At 25.7% G+C, this 21,923-nt stretch carries 17 protein-coding genes and 1 tRNA gene; 11 read left to right on the top strand and 7 right to left on the bottom strand.

Annotation, left to right across the window (positions count from 1 at the left end; genetic code table 11):
* Nucleotide 1: 1 nt before the first annotated feature.
* From IGS63_RS06415 to IGS63_RS06385, 7 genes are all read right to left on the bottom strand, one after another.
* Entirely contained in the window at nucleotides 2-1,312 is a 1,311-nt protein-coding gene (locus IGS63_RS06415; protein ID WP_190613456.1) for a thymidine phosphorylase, read from the bottom strand.
* Between the two features lie 28 nt (nucleotides 1,313-1,340).
* The gene (locus IGS63_RS06410) at nucleotides 1,341-2,627 is read right to left on the bottom strand and encodes a sensor histidine kinase (protein WP_190613454.1); all 1,287 of its coding nucleotides are present in this window, start codon (nucleotides 2,625-2,627) and stop codon (nucleotides 1,341-1,343) included.
* Between the two features lie 50 nt (nucleotides 2,628-2,677).
* The gene (locus tag IGS63_RS06405) at nucleotides 2,678-3,406 is read right to left on the bottom strand and encodes a response regulator transcription factor (protein WP_190613453.1); all 729 of its coding nucleotides are present in this window, start codon (nucleotides 3,404-3,406) and stop codon (nucleotides 2,678-2,680) included.
* A gap of 23 nt (nucleotides 3,407-3,429) precedes the next feature.
* On the bottom strand, nucleotides 3,430-3,864 hold the full coding sequence (locus IGS63_RS06400) for a thioesterase family protein (protein WP_190613450.1): 435 nt from the start codon (nucleotides 3,862-3,864) through the stop codon (nucleotides 3,430-3,432).
* A gap of 15 nt (nucleotides 3,865-3,879) precedes the next feature.
* Entirely contained in the window at nucleotides 3,880-5,844 is a 1,965-nt protein-coding gene (gene ftsH, locus IGS63_RS06395; RefSeq protein WP_190613449.1) for an ATP-dependent zinc metalloprotease FtsH, read from the bottom strand.
* A gap of 3 nt (nucleotides 5,845-5,847) precedes the next feature.
* A complete protein-coding gene (tilS, locus tag IGS63_RS06390; protein WP_232521153.1) occupies nucleotides 5,848-6,798 on the bottom strand; it encodes a tRNA lysidine(34) synthetase TilS in 951 nt (316 codons plus the stop codon).
* Between the two features lie 51 nt (nucleotides 6,799-6,849).
* Nucleotides 6,850-6,924, bottom strand: a tRNA-Thr gene (locus tag IGS63_RS06385).
* 123 nt (nucleotides 6,925-7,047) lie between these two features.
* Between IGS63_RS06385 and IGS63_RS06380 the strand changes: the two genes are divergently transcribed.
* The 11 genes from IGS63_RS06380 to IGS63_RS06330 all read left to right on the top strand — a co-directional run bounded on the left by IGS63_RS06380 (nucleotide 7,048) and on the right by IGS63_RS06330 (nucleotide 21,922).
* On the top strand, nucleotides 7,048-7,965 hold the full coding sequence (locus IGS63_RS06380) for an HD-GYP domain-containing protein (protein ID WP_190613447.1): 918 nt from the start codon (nucleotides 7,048-7,050) through the stop codon (nucleotides 7,963-7,965).
* Nucleotides 7,966-8,055: 90 nt separating this feature from the next.
* A complete protein-coding gene (asnS, locus tag IGS63_RS06375) occupies nucleotides 8,056-9,357 on the top strand; it encodes an asparagine--tRNA ligase (protein ID WP_190613445.1) in 1,302 nt (433 codons plus the stop codon).
* A 14-nt stretch (nucleotides 9,358-9,371) separates the two neighbouring features.
* Complete coding sequence (ruvB, locus tag IGS63_RS06370) at nucleotides 9,372-10,427, top strand: Holliday junction branch migration DNA helicase RuvB (RefSeq protein ID WP_190613444.1); 1,056 nt, start codon at nucleotides 9,372-9,374, stop codon at nucleotides 10,425-10,427.
* Nucleotides 10,399-11,094 (top strand): YggS family pyridoxal phosphate-dependent enzyme, encoded by a 696-nt coding sequence (locus tag IGS63_RS06365; protein ID WP_190613442.1) that lies wholly within the window; start codon nucleotides 10,399-10,401, stop codon nucleotides 11,092-11,094. Before ruvB ends, IGS63_RS06365 begins: the two co-directional genes overlap by 29 nt.
* Nucleotides 11,095-11,096: 2 nt before the next feature.
* Complete coding sequence (locus IGS63_RS06360) at nucleotides 11,097-11,393, top strand: YggT family protein (RefSeq protein ID WP_190613441.1); 297 nt, start codon at nucleotides 11,097-11,099, stop codon at nucleotides 11,391-11,393.
* Nucleotides 11,394-11,397: 4 nt separating this feature from the next.
* Nucleotides 11,398-12,222, top strand: coding sequence for an NAD(+)/NADH kinase (locus IGS63_RS06355; RefSeq protein ID WP_190613439.1), 825 nt, complete (start codon nucleotides 11,398-11,400; stop codon nucleotides 12,220-12,222).
* Between the two features lies 1 nt (nucleotide 12,223).
* A complete protein-coding gene (locus IGS63_RS06350) occupies nucleotides 12,224-12,964 on the top strand; it encodes a phosphate signaling complex PhoU family protein (RefSeq protein ID WP_190613438.1) in 741 nt (246 codons plus the stop codon).
* Nucleotides 12,961-16,446 (top strand): YjgP/YjgQ family permease, encoded by a 3,486-nt coding sequence (locus IGS63_RS06345; RefSeq protein WP_190613436.1) that lies wholly within the window; start codon nucleotides 12,961-12,963, stop codon nucleotides 16,444-16,446. Before IGS63_RS06350 ends, IGS63_RS06345 begins: the two co-directional genes overlap by 4 nt.
* Nucleotides 16,447-16,457: 11 nt before the next feature.
* Nucleotides 16,458-17,108, top strand: a complete 651-nt coding sequence (locus tag IGS63_RS06340; protein ID WP_232521149.1) for a uracil-DNA glycosylase — start codon at nucleotides 16,458-16,460, stop codon at nucleotides 17,106-17,108.
* The gene (smc, locus tag IGS63_RS06335) at nucleotides 17,109-20,639 is read left to right on the top strand and encodes a chromosome segregation protein SMC (RefSeq protein WP_190613432.1); all 3,531 of its coding nucleotides are present in this window, start codon (nucleotides 17,109-17,111) and stop codon (nucleotides 20,637-20,639) included.
* A complete protein-coding gene (locus IGS63_RS06330; protein WP_190613431.1) occupies nucleotides 20,636-21,922 on the top strand; it encodes a nicotinate phosphoribosyltransferase in 1,287 nt (428 codons plus the stop codon). Before smc ends, IGS63_RS06330 begins: the two co-directional genes overlap by 4 nt.
* The last annotated feature ends 1 nt before the right edge of the window (nucleotide 21,923 follow it).

Genomic DNA, 21,923 nt, shown 5'->3' with positions numbered 1-21,923 from the left:
ACTATTTTACAATACTATAAATTAACTTAGAGTTGTATGAATCTGGTTTTTCATTTTTTATTTCATAAGCTTCTTTTAAAAGAGATAAAGAACTTTCTACATTACTAATCTTAGAAACATAAAGTTTTGCAATTATATCTCCTTTTGAAACTTTAGCTCCTAATTTTTTTAGAATTTTTATTCCAACAGAATTGTCTATTTCATCTTCTTTTTTAGCTCTTCCTGCTCCCAATACCATTGAAGCTATACCAACTTTTTCAGTATCTATTGTATAAATATAACCATCTTTTTTTGCTTTAAAATCAACAATATCTTTTGAAATAGTTAATACTTCTTCTGGATTATCCACAACATTTGAATCTCCACCTTGTGCTTTTATCCATTTTTTCATTAAATTTGCAACTGTTCCATCTTTTATATTTTCTTCTAATTTTTTCTTTGCTTCATCATAAGTCATTATTCCTGAAACTTCTAACATATTACCTGCAAGTTCATAACATAATTCAGTAAAATCTTTAGGTCCATTTCCTTTAACTGTTTCAATAGCTTCAAGTACTTCTAAAGCATTTCCCACATTATCACCAAGTGGCTGATTCATATTTGTAACCATTGCAACTGCATTTCTATTATTTAATTTAGCAATTTCAACCATTGCTTTTGCTAATTTTTCTGAATCTTCTACTGTTTTCATAAAAGCTCCAGATCCGGTTTTTACATCTAATACTATTCCATCAGACATTACAGCTAATTTTTTACTCATAATACTAGCAGAAATTAAAGAAACTTCATCTACAGTTGCAGTAGCATCTCTTAATGCATATAATTTTTTATCTGCTGGAGCTATATTTGCAGTTTGACCAGCAACAACAACTCCTATTTCATTTGCATTTTTTACAAACTCTTCAGGAGATATAGAGGTTTTAAATCCTGGTATTGATTCTAATTTATCAATAGTTCCTCCAGTATGTCCAAGTCCTCTTCCTGAAAGTTTAGAAACTTTTAAACCTAAAGATGCAACCATTGGAGCTAAAGCCATTGTTGTTTTATCTCCAACTCCACCAGTAGAATGCTTATCAATTTTTTTACCTTTAATAGATGAAAGATCTACTGTATCTCCACTTTTTAACATATTCATTGTAAGCTCATATCTTTCTTCAGCTGTCATATGATTATAAAATATTGCCATTAACCATGCTGATACTTGATAATCTGGTATTTCGCCTTTAACATATCCTTCAACCATAAATTTTATTTCTTCTTTTGTATTTTCTTGTCCATCTCTTTTTTTCATAATAATATCATAAGCTCTCATGTAATACTACCTCCTTATAAGTTAAAGTTCAACCTTTATTTTCATTTGATAAACTCTTAAAATTAATTCTAAATAATGTTCCATTATTTTCTTCACTTTCCAAAAAAACTCTTGCTTTATGCATTTCTAGTATATTTTTTACTATATAAAGTCCTAATCCAAATCCAGTAATTTGTCTTGTTCTTGATTTGTCTACTCTATAAAACATATCAAATATTTTTTGTATGTCTTTTGGTGGAATTCCTATTCCTGTATCTTCAACCTCAAAAACAACTTCTTCTGAAGTATCTTTATCCTTATATAATCTAATCCAAATTGTGTTATCTTCTTTTTTATTTAAAGCAGTGAATTTTAAAGAATTATCTAAAATGTTATATATGACCTGTAAAATTCTATCTTCTTCTCCATATATATATACATCTTCTTCAATTTCAAGAACTATTTTTATATTTAATTCTTCAGATAACATTCTAAAAAATCTATATGTCTTTTTAATTAAATCACTTAAATTTATTTTATTAAATTTAGAAGAACTTATATTATTCTTTTCTATCTTTCCTAAATCTATAAGATCATTAACAAGTCTCGTAAGTCTCGCACTTTCATCTTCTATTATTTTTAACATTTTTTCTATATCTTTTTCAAAAGTAGAATTCATTAAAATAGTTTCAAGGTATCCATTCATTACGGCGAGAGGTGTCCTAAGCTCATGAGACATTGTTGTTAAAAATTCTCTTCTTAAGTTTTCAATTTCTTTTTCTTTTGTTATATCATTTAAAATTATTATTCTATATTTATCATCAATATTAGTTAATTTTACCTTGCAATCATAGTATTTTTTTTCTGGAGAGTAAAAGAGTAATTCATCTTTTATGTCTTTGTTTTTTTTAAAACTTTTCAAAACCATATCTATTAAATAATGATTATCCACTATTTCTGCTAAAGATCTTCCAACATAATCATCAACTGTAAAAATTTTTTTTGATATTTCGTTTGCAAAATCAACTTTAACAACATCTCCAGAATGTAATGACAATAAAACAACCCCTTCTGATAAAGAGTTCAGTATAGAATAACTATTTCTTCTTCTATATTTTTCTGTGTTAAATCTTTCTTTTAAATTTTTTATATTTGTAGAGAGTTGATGGAGTAGGAAATCATCTGAAGGATTTTTTATACTTATATCAAACATTTTTGATATTTCATTTTTTATTTTAGTATATTTATTTTTAGTTATATAAAAATGTTTATATAGAAATATAAATGACATAAACAATATTAAAAAAATAGTAATAAGTACAGTATTTAAAATCATTAAAATCCCACCTCATATTCAAAAAACGACAGAGGGTATCCTCTGTCGTATTAGTTATTTTTTTCTTTTCCGGGATCTCTAAATTTATACCCTTTTCCTCTTACTGTTATTATATATTTTGGATTTGATGGATCTTCTTCTATTTTTGTTCTCAATCTTCTGATATGAACATCAACTGTTCTTGTGTCTCCATAGTAGTCATATCCCCAAAGTTTATCAAGAAGAACGTCTCTGTTAAATACTTTTCCTTCGTTCTTTGCTAAGAAAACAAGAAGATCAAATTCAAGAGGTGTTAAACTAACAAGTTCATTTCTCACCCATACTTCAAGTCTTTCAGTATCAATAACTAAGTCTTTTGCAGAAATCTTTTTTGGTCCTTCTTCTTTCATTAAAGAAGCTGTTGTTTGTCTTCTAAAAATACTCTTTATTCTTGCAAGAAGTTCTCTTACATTGAATGGTTTAGTTACATAATCATCACTACCAAGTTCAAGACCAGCAACTTTATCAGCTGCATCATCTTTAGCACTGAGGATTAAAACTGGTGTAGCTCTATGTGCTTCACTACTCTTAACAATTCTAATAAAATCAAAACCGTCCATAGAACCAGGTAACATAATATCAACAATAAAAAAATCTACATCTTTTTCTTCAATTGTTTTAAGAGCATCATCGGCAGAACCAGCAGTTAAAACATCATAACCTTCTTTTGAAAGATTAATAGAGAGCATTTCTGATATTGCCGGGTCGTCTTCAACAATCATAATAATTTTTTTTGCCATATTTATTTCCTCCCTTCTGGGTATTATTGGTATCCGTTTATTTTAGAAGCTTTTTCATGAATTTTTCTTTTAAGATAATTAGCTGAAATAATTATTCTTGAAAATTTAAATTCTGCAATTTTTTCATTTTCATCAAAAGCTTCTCCTTCAAAAATAACTTCGTTTTTCTTTATATTTACTATTTTTAATTTAATAAAAACATTAAAAGAATATGGTGTTGGTTTTAAATGTTTTAAACTCGTTGAAAAAACAACTGAAGTAAATCCATCCGAAAGTTCTTCTTTTAAAGTTAAGTACCCACTTCTATGTACTTCTTCTAAAAGAGCTGATGTACTCAATGCATGGTATTCTAATAATTTTGTATCTTCAGACCACAAAAAACTATCATCATTAACTTTAAAACTAAAGGTGATTTCTTTTCCTATTTTCCTTTTTAAACTGTTTAAAATCTCCTCCATATTTATTCACCTCTTTTAAGAGTTTTCAACATCTTTTTCCAAACTTACTTTTTCTTCTAAAGTTTCGTTATTTTTTATTTCTTTATCACTTTTTTCTAATTCTACTTTGTCTTTAGAATCATTTAATTCTTTTTCTACAAATTCTTCTAATTCTGAAATTTCTTTCTTTAATAAATTTCCTAATTCTTCACCTGATAATGTTTCAACTTCAAGAAGATATTTTGCAATTAAATCTAATTTTTCTCTATTTTTTATTAATATATTCTTTGCTTTTTCATAACTTTCAATGATTATTCTTTTTATTTCTGCATCAATTTGACTTGCGGTTTCTTCAGAATAATTCTTCATTTTTGTTAATTCTCTTCCAAGGAAAACTTCGCCTTCCTCTTCTCCCCAAGCAATTGGTCCTATTTTAGTACTCATTCCAAGTTTACACACCATAGTTTTTGCATATTCAGTAGCTTTTTTTAAATCATTACCAGCACCAGAAGTTATTTCATCAAAAACAATTTCTTCTGAAGCTCTTCCACCAAGTACAGTAACTATTTTATCCATTATTTCAGTTTTACTCATTAAGTATTTATCTTCCATAGGTAATTGTAATGTATAACCTAAAGCTTGATGGCCCCTTGGTACTATAGTTACCTTGTGAACAGGATCAGAGTTTGGTAACAAATGACCTATTATTGCATGTCCTAATTCATGATAGGCTATTATTTCTTTTTCTTTAGCTGAAACTAATCTGGATTTTCTTGCTGGACCTGCTATAACTCTTTCAATTGCTTCTTCACAGTCTTCCATATTAATATTTGGTCTCTTGTTTCTTGCTGCAAGAAGAGCTGCTTCATTTATTAGGTTTTCTAAATCAGCACCAACAAATCCTGGTGTACTTCTTGCTAACACTTCAGCATTTACGTCTTTACCAATTTTTTTGCCTCTCATGTGGATTTTCAATATTTCTTCTCTTCCTTTTAAGTCAGGGCTATCTATTATTACTTTTTTATCAAATCTTCCTGGTCTTAAAAGAGCTTTATCTAGTATATCTGGTCTATTTGTAGCTGCCATTATTATTACTCCAGTTGAAGTATCAAATCCATCCATTTCAACTAAAAGTTGATTTAATGTTTGTTCTCTTTCATCGTGACCTCCACCAAGTCCTGCGCCTCTTTGCCTACCAACAGCGTCAATTTCATCTATAAAAATTATTGATGGAGAATTTTCTTTTGCTTTGTTGAATAAATCTCTAACTCTTGCTGCACCAACACCTACAAATAGTTCAACAAAATCAGAACCACTTATAAAATGAAAAGGTACATTTGCTTCTCCAGCAACTGCACGAGCAATTAAAGTCTTACCTGTACCTGGAGGTCCTACTAATAAAACACCTTTTGGCATTCTGGCTCCTAGATCATTAAATCCTTTTGGATCTTTTAAAAAGTTAACAACATCAATTAATTCTTCTTTTGCTTCTTCAACACCAGCAACATCATCAAATGTAATTTTATCTTTTACTGGATCATATTTTCTTGATGGACTTTTAGTAAAATTCATTCCTTGTGGTCCATTTCCTCTCATTGGTTTTAACATCATATACCATATGAAAACAAAAAATAAAATTGGTATTATATATCCTACTAAATTTAACCACCAACTTGAAGATAATCCTTTTGTGTAATTCACCATTATTCCATCATTTGCAAGTGCTAAAACATATTGTTGATCCATTAATAATGATGGAGCATAAACATGATATTTTAATCCATCTTTTGTCTTTGCTGTAACATTACCTGTGTCTTCTATGTCTAATTTCATAATCTGTTTTTCGTTTATCATACTAACAAGTTGTGAATAACTTACCTCTTTTACATCTTGGGTATGAACCATATTGTTTACAGCAACATATATTAAAATTGCAAGAACAATATAAACAAAAAATATACCTAATCTTTTTTGATTACTATTCTTATTTTTTTCTGCCAAAGCTTATTCCTCCTTTTTTTCTACTCTAACAAATAGTTCATCCTTTTTTTTGACTATTTTTAAAGGGGTAATGAAACGTTCTCCACTTGATTTCATTCTTAATATTTTTTTAGTTTCTTCCATATTTGGCGGATACGTTCCATTAATTAAAAATATTTTTCTTAAAACTTCTGCATCAAATATATCTTCGTAAAGTTTAAAAATATATGTATTTTCTTTGAATTTAACTCTTTTTTTAAATTCAATATCTACGGTGTTTCTATATTCCCAAACTGTTTCAACTAATCTTAACACATTTTCTTCAACATTAGAATTTATTTTATAAAGTTCTGAAATAACATTATGCCTTATTCTATTTCTTGCGTATTCAACAGATAAATTTGAAGGATCATTTACATACTTAACATTATTTATTGTAACATATTTTAGTACATCTTTCAACGTTACAATTAACATAGGTCTTGTTAATTTTTCGTTAACTGGAGTCAAACCTCCAATTCCATAGATTCCAGAGCCTCTTGTTATTCTGTATATAACTGTTTCTAAAAGATCTCCTCCTTGATGAGCAGTTGCAATTTTATTATATGAAATATCATTTAAAGTGTTAAATAAAAAATCATATCTTAATTTTCTTGCTGCTTCTTCTATACCAATTTTATTTTTATTAGAGTAACCTATAACATCTCCAGAGTTACTGTAAAATTTTATTCCTAATATTTCACACTCTTTTTTTACAAATTCTTCTTCATAGTCCGATTCTCTTCTTATTTTATGATTAAAATGAGCAACACTAAGAGTTAACTCCATAAGTGGAGCTATTTTATTTAAAAGATGTAACAGCATCATGGAATCTTTACCTCCCGATACTGCTATTAATATTTTATCATATTTTTTAAAGATTTTATACGTTTTTATAAAATTAAAAACTTTTTTTTCAATTTTATTAAGTTTCACATTTCAAACCTCACAAAAACAATGCGCCCAGAGGGCGCATATTGAATATTTTGGAGCCGATGAAGGGAATCGAACCCCCAACCTAATCATTACGAATGACTCGCTCTACCATTGAGCCACATCGGCACTCTCAAGATATTATACTACATTTTTTACTATTGTCAAGCAATTTTAATAATAAAAATTTCTATTTTTTTTATTTTTATAGTATAATTATATAAACAAAATTAAAAGTTAGGAGGAGAAAAAATGTATAACTTTCCTAAAATTTTTATCTTTAAAGATACAATACAAATAAATTTATTAAAACATATTGAAAACATTTCAGTAAAAACAGCAATAAATATAACTGAGAATAAAGAAGATGCCGATGTTTTTTTAGGGAAAAAACCAGAAATTAAAAATTCAGTATATATGTTAATAAATGATAATAGTGTTTCTTTATTTATTGAAGATAATGAAATTCAAATATTCAATTCAAAAAACATGTATGAAAACATTGATTTAGCTTTAATAAAAGGTATATCTATATCAAAAAATAAAAATCCGTTAGACTTATTTGATTTGAAGTTAAAGCATAAGTATAAAATTTCAAAATTTTTGCAAGGTTTAGTTGTTACAATGGAAGTTGAAGATACAAAAACAAATATGAGCCATTCTCAAAGGGTTGCTTATTACTGCGAAAAATTTGCTCAGTTTTTAAATAAAACATCAGAAGAAATAGAAAATATTAAAGAATTAGCAATGCTACATGATATAGGAAGAATTGGTATAGAACAATTAATGCTATTTACCCCAACAAGAATTAATCAATTTGAAACATGGGAATTAGAACACACAATAACTGGCTCAATTTTTTTAAGTTCTTTAGATGAACTTTGGTTTGCTGTTCCCGTAGTTAGAGGTCACCATGAAAATTGGGATGGAAGTGGTTACCCTGATGGATTAAAGGGTGAAGAAATTCCTTATTATGCAAGGTTTATTGGGATAGTAGATTGGTTTGATATTGCTACTCATACTGCAACATCAGAGTATGAAGGGATCTTAACTCCTGAAGAAGCCATAGAATACATAGAAGAAAAATCAGGAGAGATATTTGACCCAGAATTGTCAAAAAGTTTTTTAAAGTTTATTAAAGATTATTTATCAAAAAATGTATTCATATAAGTAAAAAATAATTTGAGTTAATAAAGCTCATATGTTATAATACTATAAATCTAAATAAATTTAAACAAATAGTTATGGAGGTGCTGAACGATGACGCCATGGATATCAATAAAAGATTTAAAAGCACATATAGGAGAGAGAGTAGAAATAAGAGGCTGGTTAAGAAATAAAAGAACTGGTGGAAAAATTTCATTTTTACAATTAAGAGATGGCACTGGATTTGTGCAAGGTGTATTAGAAAAAAGCACTATTGATGAAGAATTATATTCTAAAGTAAAAAAATTAAAAATAGAATCAAGCCTTATTATAAGAGGAACCGTTAAAGAAGATACAAGATCGACAATTGGTGTAGAAATATCTATTGATGAAGTTGAAATTATTCATGCAAATGAAACAGATTATCCAATTTCAAATAAAGAACATGGAATTGATTTTTTAATGGAACATAGACATCTTTGGCTAAGATCTCAAAGACAATTTCATATTCTTAAAGTTAGAAATGAAATAATAAAAGCTATGAGAGAATTTTATTTAAATAGAGATTTTAAATTAATAGATACACCTATTTTTACTGGATCTATTGGAGAATCTGCAGGAAATACATTTTCAATGGAATATTTTGATTATGGTGATGTTTATCTTGCGCAAACTGGTCAATTATATTTAGAAGCTGCTTGTATGGCTCAAGGAAAAGTTTTTAATTTAGGTCCAACTTTTAGAGCTGAAAAATCCAAGACAAGAAGACATTTAATTGAGTTTTGGATGAATGAAGCAGAAGTTGCTTATTATACACATGAAGATAATATGAAATTACAAGAAGATTTAGTCGAATATATTGTTCAAAAAGTTATTGAAAGGGCTGAAGAAAATTTAATAGCACTTGGAAGAGATATAGATAAATTAAAGAATGTAAAAGCTCCATTTCCAAGAATAACTTACACAGATGCTATAAAACTTTTACAAGAAAAAGGATACGATATAAAATGGGGAGATGATTTAGGCGCTGAACATGAAACTGTTTTATCTTCTCAACAAGATAAACCATTAATAGTTGAAAAATATCCTAAAGATATCAAAGCCTTTTATATGCAACCAGATCCAGAAAATCCAGATGTTGTTCTTTGTGATGATATGCTTGCTCCTGAAGGTTATGGTGAAATAGTAGGTGCATCTGAAAGAATTTGGGAAAAAGATGTTTTAATTGAAAGATTAAAAGAAAAAGATTTGCCTATCGAAGATTATCAATGGTATATAGACTTGAGAGAATTCGGTTCAGTACCTCACAGTGGTTTTGGAATTGGAGTTGAAAGAACTGTAGCTTGGATATGTGGATTAAATCATATAAGAGAAGCAATTCCTTTTGCAAGAACACTTTATAGAGTTTACCCTTAATCGGAGGAATTTTAATGAATGAAGAAAGAATTTTAAATCCCGAAGAATTAAAGGACGAAGCAAGTATAATTAGCCTTCGTCCTAAGTTTTTAAATGAATATATAGGTCAAGAAAAAATAAAGAAAAGATTATCTGTATTCATTGACGCTGCAAAAATGAGAAAAGAACATTTAGATCATATTATTCTTGCGGGACCACCTGGACTTGGAAAAACAACAATGGCAAATGTTATTGCAAATGAAATGGGAGCCAATATACAAATAACTAGTGGACCGGTTCTTGAAAGAGCCGGTGATCTTGCTGCTATTTTAACAAATCTAAATCCAGGTGATATACTTTTTATAGATGAAATCCATAGATTAAATAGATCTATTGAAGAAATATTATATTCTGCTATGGAAGATTATCAATTAGATATAATGATAGGAAAAGGTCCTTCTGCCCGTTCAATAAGAGTTGACTTAAATCCTTTTACTTTAATTGGTGCAACAACAAGACTTGGTTTGTTAGCTTCTCCACTTAGAAGTAGATTTGGAATAATACTTGAAATGAATTTTTATCCTCCTGAAGAATTAAAAACAATTATAGAAAGAAATTCTGAACTGTTAAATATGAAAATAAGTTCTGATGCTGCTATGATAATGGGAAAATGTTCTAGAGGAACACCAAGAATAGCTAATAGATTGTTAAAAAGAGTAAGAGATTTCACACAAGTACAAAAAAAAGATTTGATAGAAGTTGAAAATGTTTTAGAAACTATGAAAATTTTAGAAATAGATACTCAAGGATTAGATGAAATAGATAGAAGAATTTTAAAAACAATTATAGAAAATTATAAAGGTGGTCCAGTTGGGATTAATGCTCTTGCTTCTTCGTTAGGATTAGAATCAGATTCAATAAGTGAAGTTTATGAGCCTTATCTACTACAAAATGGTTTTTTAATTAGAACCCATAGGGGAAGAATGGTAACTAATAAAGCCTATGAACTATTAAATTATGAAAAAAATAACTCTAATTTAAAGTTATGGGAGATGGATAAAAATGAAAAAAATAATTCAAAAAAATTATAAAGCTGTACTTGATGAAATTAATGAAACTATCTACAAATACAATAGAAAAAATGTAAAATTAATAGCTGTCTCAAAAACATTTCCAAAAGAATTCATAGAGTATTGTTATGAATCTGGTCAAAAATTATTTGGGGAAAATAAAGCTCAAGAATTAAAAAATAAAAGTGAATTTTTTTCAAATCATAAAGATATTGAATGGCATTTTATAGGACAATTACAAACAAACAAAATAAAGTATATAGTTCCTATTTGTGAATATATACATTCAGTTTATAGAGAAAAAGAATTAATAGAAATTGATAAAAAAGCAAAAAAATTTAATAAAAAACAAAAAATATTAATTGAAATTAATTCTGGAGAAGATTCAAAATCTGGAATAGCCATTGAACAATTTGATTATTTTTATGAACTTTCAAAAAAATATGAAAATATTATCGTATCTGGTTTAATGACTGTACCTCCATATACTCAAGATAAAGAAAAATTAAAAGAAATATTTAATTCTTTAAAAAATATAAGAGATAAAATATATATAAAAGATACCAATTTTAAAGAATTGTCATTTGGCATGTCTAATGATTTTAAAATTGCTATTGAATGTGGTGCAACATTTTTAAGAATTGGCAGTAAAATTTTTGGAAATAGAAATTATGGAAGTGGGGTGTAAGAATGTTTGTTATAGCAAATTTAATTCAAGCAATTGCTGTTATATTGAGAATTGTAATATATACATTTGAATTTTCAATAATAATATCTTCTATATTGAGTTTTTTAATGCCTTATCCAAACAAATATAAATATGCATTAGATTCAATATCAAATATAATATTATATCCAATAAGAAAGTACATACCTGTTGTGTTTGCTGGACTTGATTTTTCTCCTATGATAGGATTAATTGTTCTTGTATTTTTTGATAATTTTTTAGTAAATTCATTACTTGAACTTGCATACAGATTGAGGTGATAATGTGAAAGTGCTCTTTTTTTATAATCCAAATAAAGTTTCACTTGAGCACATTAAAGAACACGTAATTCCTTTATTTAAAAAGTATAAAATAGAAATTTTAAACATATTTACTGCTGGAACAGAAGTTACTGAAAAAGTAGCTCTAATGGCAGATTATTATGTTGTCTTTGGTGGAGATGGAACAGTTTTAAGAGTTTCAGAACTTTCAGCTGATTATTCAAAACCAATTATTGGAATTAATATGGGAAACCTTGGATTTTTAACAGCTTATTCTGAAACTGAAATAGAATTAGCTGCAAAAGAAATATCAAAAGAATCAATAACTTTTTCTGAAAGAATGATGTTAGAATGCATAATAGCAAATAAAAAATTTTTAGCATTAAATGATATTGTAATTCAAAAAAGTCAACCATTGCGAACTATTAACTTAGATGTTTTATCTTCAAATAATATTTTATATTCTTTTAAAGGCGATGGAATAATAGTTTCAACACCAACTGGGTCAACAGCATATGGCTTATCTGCTGGTGGAGCTATAATAGATCCAAATTTAAATGCAATAGAGATAATTCCTTTATCTCCTCATGCATTAAATATACGACCATTTATTTTGTCTCCAGAAAAAAAAATAGTAATAAAAATAAAATCAGATGAAATGGAACTTGCGTATGTAACAGCAGATGGAGATATTATTCATAGATTAGAATTAAATACTTCTTTAACAATAACAAGTAGCAAAAAAAAGGTAAAACTTGCTCAAAAATTAGGAGATAATTTTTGTAATGTGTTAAATTACAAACTTGCCTTTGGCAGGAGGTTTGAATAAAGTGAAATCTATAGTTTCTGAATACAGTCATAAAAAATTAATAATTTATCTAAACAATGTTTTAAAAATGGGAAGACTAACTCAAGGAATGTTTTTTAAGCTTAAAGATTCTTATTTTGAAAAAGATAAAAATTTAAGTGAAGAAGTTATAGCTCAAGATGACAGATTAGATTTTTTAGAATCCAAATTAGAAGCTGATGGTATGGCTCTAATAGGAGCTTCAAACTTCACTGGTAAATTTTTAAAAGCTAATCTTGTCGGATTAAAATTAATTTATGTTTTTGAAATAATGGGTGATTTATGTGAAGAAGCTGCAAAATTAAATGTTGAACTTTTAAAAATGCCTCAAAGGATTAATTTAAATAATTTTGAAGATATATTTATGCAAACTCAAGAAATGTTATCTACTTCTTTAAGAATGTTTTCTGATTTTATAAATCTTGAAATAAAAGAATTAACTGTAAGTGAAGTTTCAGAACATTTTTTTGAACCTGCAAAAAATATTTGTATTTTAAAACAGGAAGTATCTAGTTTATTAAAAGCTTATAAACGTTCTCTTTATCGCTCAAAAGACTCTATAAAATCTGTAAATTTACATTTAATTATTTTAACAAATATAGAAACTTTTTCAGATTTTGCAACAAATATTTCTGAAAATGTAATTTGGGCAATAAAAGGATCTCGATATAAGTGTAGAAATAATAAGCTTGAATACTTTTTTTCTTTAGAGGATGAAATATGATAAAACTTTTTAAATATTTATCAAAAGAAATGATAGGACCGTTTTTAATGGGTCTTTTTGGATTTATAATTTTTGCAAGTGTTCAACTTTTATACCAGCTTTCTGAACAAATTGTTAGCAATAGAGTTTCTTTTTCAAAATTATTGTTATTATTAGCTTATAATTTGCCTTATTTTATATCTTTAGGCATTCCAGTTGGTGTTTTGTTCTCAATATTTTGGTTAATTTCAAGATTATCAAATGATAATGAAATCATTGCATTACAAACTTTAGGAATTCCTTTAAAAAAAATAGTAATTCCATTTATAATAAATTCTTTGATTTTATGTATTGTAACCTTTATGCTTTTAAATTCTATAGTTCCTATTTCTAATTTCAAAGCAAAACAAGCTATTGCAAAGTATATTTATAAAAGAGCAGAAGCACTTATCGAAGAAAATCAATTTGTTGATGTAGGTGATGGTCGCTATTTATTTGTAAAACAAGTTGATAAAGAACATGGATATCTTTACGATCTTTTATTATATGAAGTAAAATATGATAGTGTATCTGTATATCATGCAAAAAAAGCAAAAAAAGAAAAAGATGGATGGTATATGGAAAATGGTAGATTATTTAAAACTGATGATGAAGGATATTTAAAATTAGATATTTCTTTTAAAAAATTAAAACTTGACATTAAACAAGATGTTGATCAATTTTTAAGGTTTGCTAAATCTCCTAATGATATGACAACTAAAGAAATAAAAACAAAAATAGATACTTTCTCAAAACTTGGTGTAGATGTAGCAAGTTTAAATGTTGCTTATCAACAAAAATTTGCTGATTCTTTTTCACCATTTGTAATTGCACTTTTAGGTGTTTCTTTATCTTTATTTTTAAATTTAAAGAGTAAATCTTGGAGTGTTATTTCTACTTTTATTTTAGTAGTTTTATATCAGGGTTCTGGAGCTTGGATTTCAGCTCTTGGAAAAGAAAAAATATTAAATCCAATTTTAGCTCCTTGGATACCTAATATAATTTTTATTGTTTCTGGTATATCATTATTTTTTCTATTAGATACTAAATTATCTTACAAACTAATAGAACCCATTAAGAAATTTTTTATTTTAATAGTATTTTTTCTATTTTTAACAAACACAGGATTTTCTGAAAATGTTTATATTGATTGTAATAATATAAATATAAAAGATAATAATATAACCTTCGAAAGTTCCATAACAATAAAATATAAAAATTCTATAGTTAAAGCTGATTATGGTAATGCTCTTCTTGATAAAAAAAATAAAATAATAAATGCCACTTTAAAAGGTAATATTACTTATAAGCATGAAAAGACTACTGTTGAATCATCTGAATTAACTTTAAACTTTGAAAAAGATGATACTTTATTTTTAAATTCTTATACAGTACAAAAATATAAAACAAAGGAAAAGAAAGAAATAGATGTTAGAATATGGTCAGATAAACTTGAAAAACCAACAAAAAAAGATTTTATGATTGCACATGGAACAAAACTTACAACATGTAAGGCTTGTCAAGCAACAACTTATTATTTTTATGCAAGAAAAATATCTATATATCCAGAAAAATTTCTTGTAGCAAGAGATGTTATTGTTGATTTATTTGGTGTTCCTGTATTTTATTTCCCTTTTTATTTTCAAAATTTATCAGATGAAAAAGATTCTCCCTTTAAATTATCTCTTAACTATGGAGAAGATAAATTAAGCATAGATATTTCTATAAATTATAAGTTTAAAAATAATACTTTTATAAAATATAAACAATCGATTTTAAATGATACTAAAAAAAATACTTTTGATCAAACATCTACATTCAACTATGGATTTAATATAAATGATTATAATTTTTATCTTTTTTCAGAAATAAAAAATTATAATCCAGGTAATTTTGGTTTTAGAATAGATTTTCTTAATGATAAAATTTTTGGAAAATATTCTTATTTAAACTATCTTTATTCTCCTTCATCAAATGAAAATTCTGTAAATTTAAATGTTCCAACATTACTAACACAACTTGGAGAATTGAATAATATAAAATCAAAATTTTTATGGAAAAATAACAAATTATATTATATAAATTTTTTAACAGTTTCTTCTTCAAAAGGACTACAAAAAAAGTATAAACGTTCAAATTTTGGTATAAACAAACTTAATTTAAATATAGAAACAAAAACAAATTTAGACTCTGACATTATAGAAGCTTGGAATAATAAAAAAATTGATACTTATGCTAATGCAAATTATAATTTTTTTTCACACAATACAAAACTATCTGGAACTTTATTATATAATACTTCAGTTGTTGCTACAGAAACTGTAAAAAATGGTTTAGAATCAAAAAATTCATTAAAAAATTCAAATATTTTATTTAAAACTAATTCTAAATTTTTTTCATCTAATTTAAAACTAGATAATGAAATAAATTTTGATTATTCAAAAGATTTTTTTGAAAGTGGACCATATTTTTATGGAAAACATGTATTTAATTTTAGTACATCACCAAATTTTAACTATTCTTTTTCAATTTTTAAAGCTCAAAATTCATTAAAGTATACTAAGGGATTTACTCCTGAAGCAACAAATAATTTATATTACATTGATTATTATCAATACAAGTTGCCAATATTAAAAATATTTGAAAGTTACGCAAAAATAAGTAGAAAATATCTTGCAAATGATTTCTCAAATATACATTTAAAAGAACTTTCTTTTAAAACATCAAATTCAATTGATTTATTTGATTTAAAATTTTCAGCTTTAACAGATACTTCTTATGATACAACTAATGAATTTCATTTAGAACCAAACACAACAAAAGTAATTCTTAGAATAAACAACCCAAATTCATCAAAAAGATTAATAAATCATGAAACAAAATTCACTTATAATCATAAAGAAGAAAATCCAATTGATTATACTGAAAATATAGAAAAATTATCTTTTTCAAGAAATAATTTTATAAAGTCATCTTATAAATACTATTTTAATAAAAAAAGTTTTGAAGAAAGTTTGCCTGAAATTGAAAATTCATATAAATTTTCATATAAGAATTATATAGCTTTAGGAGATTTTAATTTAAAAGATAAATATAATGAATATTACTTTAGATTAAAACTTTTAGAAAATAAAACACCCTTTAATCTTGAAAGTATTTTTGATTATAAAGTTGATACTAACTTTTTAACTTCTACACTTACTTATGAAAAAAAAGAACACAATTCGATTATAGAATCTATCTCTACAAATTTTGATTATGATATTAATAATAATTTGTTTGATTTTACAAAGTTTAAAATTGAAAAAAGAATAATATGTTGGACAATGTTATTTGAAGCAGAATTATCTTTACTTCCAGAATTTAATTTAAAAAAATTTACTTTAAAATTTTATATAAATGATATACCAGAAAAAAATGTTTATTATGAAAATACAGGAAGTTGGGGAATTAATTTAATGTAATGGAGGATCTTATGTTTGATAAAAATTTTGAAATTGAATACATAAATAAAAAAATTAGTAAATGCGAAAAATGTTCATTACATCTAAGTAGAAATACAACTGTTCCTGGAGAAGGAAATATAAACTCTCCAATAGTTTTTGTAGGAGAAGGTCCTGGAGCCGATGAAGATGCTACTGGTCATCCATTTGTTGGGAAAGCTGGTCAGTTTCTTGAAAAAATGTTAGTTAATTGGTCTAAATTAAAAAAAAGTGATGTGTATATAACCAATATCGTAAAATGTAGACCTCCTAAAAATAGAGTTCCAACAACAGAAGAAATTAAATTATGCACTCCCTTTTTAGAATCTCAATTAATTATATTAAAACCTAAAATAATTGTTGCACTTGGTTCAACATCTCTAAAATATTTTGGTATAAATAAAAAAATAACTGCAGCAAGGGGTCATTTTTTTGACTGGAAAGGCAACATAAAAATTTTTGCAACATTTCATCCAAGTTATTTAATAAGAAATCAATCAATGGAAAAAAATTCTCCTACATGGTATGCTTCTTTTGATATGAAGGCAATAGGTTGGATGTATAAAGCTTTTAATTCTGGAAAAACTGCTGATGAAATAGTAAAAGTAATAAATGAAAGGATGAAAGCTTCAGGAGGAGTCTAAATGGAACTATTAAATTTAACAATAGATGGTTTTAAAAGCTTTGCAAAACCAACTAGTTTTGAATTAAATAAAAAAATAATAGCAATTGTTGGACCTAATGGTTCTGGGAAATCTAATATAGTTGATGCAATTCGATGGCTATTAGGAGAACAATCATCAAAACAAATGAGAATAGATGATAGAACTGATGTAATATTTTCTGGTACTGAAAAATTAAAACCTGCAAAAATTGCAAAAGTTTTTTTAACCTTAAAAAATGAAAAAAATGAAATTTTTGAAATTGGAAAAATTTTAGATAAAAATTCTGGAAAATACTTATTAAATAATAAAACTTCTACTTTAAAAGAATTACACTCTATTTTTTCAAACGGAGGTGTAGGTAAGCAATTTTATTCTATAATAAGTCAAGGTCAAGTTAGTGATATAGTAAAATCTTCTCCAGAAGATTTAAGAGATTTAGTACTTGGAATAATAGATATTGGAAAATATTTGAAAGAAAAAGAAACATCACTTAAATTACTTGAAAAAACATCTGAAAATTTAGAAAGATTAAAAGATGTTTTATTTGAAACTGAAAAAAGGTTAAAAAATCTTTCTAATAGAGCTTCCAGAGCTAAAAAACATTTATCATATACAAATGAATTAAAAAACATTGGAAAAAAATTTTATGGTGCAAAAAAAATATCTATTAAATTAAAAATAGATTCATTAAAATATTTAAATGAAGAACTCTCTAAAGAAATGAAAGAGTTGCTTTCAAAATCTTTTGATGCCGAAAGAGCTTACATGTCTTTAAAACAAGAAATAGAAAATGTTGATAAATCATTATCTCAAAATGGTGAAATAATAGAAAATTATAGAAATAGAATTTCTTTACTTGAAAAAGAAAAAAATAGAATTTCAGAACTATTAAATAACACAAATAGTAAAATTGTTGAACATGATTGGAAAATAAAAACATATACAGAAAATTTAAAAAAATTAGAATTACGTTATACAGAAATAAAAGACTTATCAGAAAAATATTATAATGATATGATTAAAGTAAAAAATAAGCTTGAAATTATTACTTCTGAAAAAAATGAATTAGACGAAAAAGTTTCAGAACAAAATAAAAAAATTTCAGAATTTAAAGCAAAACTATCTCAAGAAAAAAATTTATTTACTGAAACTAACAAAAAATTATCTACTTCTAACAAAGAAATAACAGGAAAACAAGAAAGAATTTCATATTTAAATGAAGAATTCAAAAAATTAGAAAAAGATATTAAAAACTTATCTAAAGAAATACAAAAAATAGAAGATAAATTAAAAATAAGTACCGATGAAGAAAAAACATTAAAAGAAATAATTATAAAAGAAAAAAATAAACAAAGTATAGAGTTTCAAGAATTAGAGAAAATAAAAAATGAACTTAACTATTTTTTTAAAGAAAAACAAGAAAGCGAATACAAACTTGAAATTATTAAAAATCAAGTAAATTCTTATGATGGATATTCTAAGTCCATAAAAGAATTCTTTAAAAGATTCAAAGATGAAAAAAATGTAATAGATGTAGTTGCAAATCTAATAGAAGTTGAAGAACAATTTGAAGAGGCTATTTCGGCAGCAGCTGGTGCAAAGCTTCAAAATATAGTAATTAACAGTTCTTCAGAAGCAGACAAGTATATTAATTATATGAAAAGAGTTGGAGGAAGAATCACTTTTTTACCTCTTGATTTAATGAAAGGTACGTATGCACTAAATAAAAATATTTTAAAAGAAGCTGGTGTAATTGATTATTTAATTAATATAGTAGAATTTGATAAAAAATATATAAAAGTAATGCAATATACTTTTTCTAATATCTTGCTTGTAGATGAATTAAAAACCGCAATAACAATATCTAAAAATGGTTTCAAATCAACAATTGTTACTTTAAAAGGTGAAGTCGTTTATGGCTCAGGAGCTATAAGTGGTGGAAAAACAAGATATGATTCATCTATTATATTAAAAAGAAAAAGAGAAATAGAAGAATTAAAGTTAAAAATTGAAGAAAGTATTGAAAATATTAATTATTATAAAGATTTAGAAGAACAAAAATCTCAAAAAATAAAAAAATTAAAATTACATTTAAACTCTTTAGAAGAAGAATTAAAAGAGTTAATATTAAAAAGAAATATTGAAAGTTCTAATTATAAACAATTAAACAATGATTTAAAAAATAAAAAAAGTTCTTATGATTCTATTTTAAATAGAATTGAAACCTATAAAAATGAATTAAATGAACTAAATAAAGAAATAAACTCTTTAAAAGTTATTCAAAAAGAACAAGAAAAAAATATAAAATACTATACTGAAGAACTTTCTATTTTTTCAGAAAATTCCACACAGTATACAGAAAAAATGAATAAAATAAACTTTGAAATTTTAGAAAAAAACTCTCAATTAAAAAATACTGAAGAAAAATATTATATGTATTTAAATGAAAAAAAATCTATAAATCATGAGATAAATAATTTAAAAAATAATATTATAAATAATGAAACTGAATTTAAAAATCTCAAATCTTTATTAGAAACATACAAAAAAGATTTTGAAAAAGTTCAAAATTCTCATAAAACATTGAGTGAAGAAATATCTAAAATTTTTGACATTATGAAAAATAACAGAAAAGGAAAAGTAGAAAAAATTGACAAACTTGAAGAATTAGATAAAAATAGAACTAACATAAAAAACAAAATTCAAGAAATAAAAGATAAAAAAAATAAAAATGATTTTGATATAAAAACACTTGAACAAAATATAAAATTTATAGTTGAAAAAGCTAAAAATATTGATCTAAATGAAGAGGAATTTGAGAAAGAACAATTAGAAGAATTTGAAATAAAAGCTTTAGAAAATAGAATTAAAGACATTGAAAAAGCTTTAAAAAATATTGGTTCTGTCGATTTAACTGTTTTAAAAGAATATAAAGAAGTAAGAAATGATTTTGAACAAAAAAATATTGAAAAAAAAGATATTTTAGATTCTATAAAAAAAATAAAAGATTCCATCGATTTACTTGATGAAACAGCCGAAAAAGAATTTTTTAATTTTTTTAATCTTTTAAATGAAGAATTTAAAAAATTAGTTAGTAAATTATTTGTCAATGGATATGGAGAATTAAATCTAATTGGAGAAGGAAAAGATTTTGAAAAAGGTATACAAATTTCCGTAAAAAAAGCTGGAAGAAGATTTCAAAAACTTTCTTTATTTTCTGGTGGTGAAAAAGCATTAATAGCTATTGCTTTTTTATTTGCTATGATGAATTTAAACCCAAGTCCATTCTATATACTCGATGAAATAGATGCACCTCTTGATGATATAAATGCTGGAAAGATTGCTTCTTTAATACATGAAAACTCTAATAAATCTCAGTTTTTAGTAATAACTCATAATAAATTAATGATGGAAATTGCAGAAGTTTTTTATGGAATTACAATGAAACAAGGTATTACTAAAGTTGTTCCAGTAAATTTCAAACTATTAGAAAAAGGAGTGAACTCATGAAAAGATTAAATCCAAATGTTTTTAAAGTACCAATAGATAAAATAAGAAATGGTTATTATACTGACAAATATTTTACAAGATATGTTGAAGTTCTAAAAAAAGATAAAATAAATAAAAAAGTTTTATATCAATTTTTTCCTCGTGAAGATGCCACAATAGTTGGAATTGATGAAGCACTAGCTATATTAAGATATGGAACAGGATACTATTCTGATGAAGAAAAAGCACTTGAATTATTTTCAAAAATAATGCATCTTGAAAGAGAAATACAAGATGCTGCAAGTAAAATGAACAAAGAAGAATTATTGAAAAAAACAGCAGAAAAATGGGATTATAGAATGCTTTTAGATGATATGTGGGTAGATAAATGGGATGAAATAAATGTAAAAGCATTAAATGATGGTGATGAAGCAAAAAACATGGAACCAATAATGACAATAGAAGGGAACCCAGCCTTTTTTGGACATTTAGAAACTGTTTTATTGGGTGTTTTATCTAGAGCATCAAGTACAGCAACCTCTGTAAAAAAAGTAGTTAAAACTTCTGGAGGTAAACCTATTTTATTTTTTAGTGCAAGATTTGATCATTTCTGGACACAAGCAACTGATGGATACGCAGCCTTAAAAGCTGGAGCTTTTGGTGTATCCACTGATGCTAATGCTGATTATTGGGGAATAGAGTCTGCTGGCACCATTCCACATGCATTGATTGCTGTATACGATGGAAAAACTGAAGATGCTGCAATTGCTTTTGATAAGCACATTGATCCTCATGTAAATAGAATGGTTTTGGTTGATTGGGATAATGATGTTATAGGAACAACATTTAAAGTTGTTAAAAAATTCTATAAATATATAACTGGAAAAGATTTTATACTTGGTAAAACAGATCCAAAAGAAATAATTGGAGAAGGAAAAAATAAAATATGGGCAGTAAGATTTGATACTTCAGGTTCTTTAAGAGACAAATCTGTTATTCCAAGAAATGAATCATCTTTAGGCGTTAATCCTGAATTAGTATGGAAAGCTCGTCAAGAATTTGATAAAAATGGATTAAATGATCTAAAAATTGTTGTTTCTGGCGGATTTGATGCAAATAAAATATCTTTATTTGAAAAATTGAATGTTCCTGTAGATGTATACGGTGTTGGATCAAAATTGTTAAAACATAAAATAGACTTTACTGCAGATATAGTAGAAGTAGATGGAAAACCTTGTGCTAAAATAGGTAGACGAAAATCTGATCATTCAAGATTAAATATTATTAATAAAATTTATTGGTAAA

The sequence above is a fragment of the Tepiditoga spiralis genome (assembly GCF_014701195.1).
Lineage (GTDB): Bacteria > Thermotogota > Thermotogae > Petrotogales > Petrotogaceae > Tepiditoga > Tepiditoga spiralis.
The sequence above is the reverse complement of the archived record's forward strand: the minus strand, read 5'-3'. Positions and strand labels throughout refer to the sequence as shown.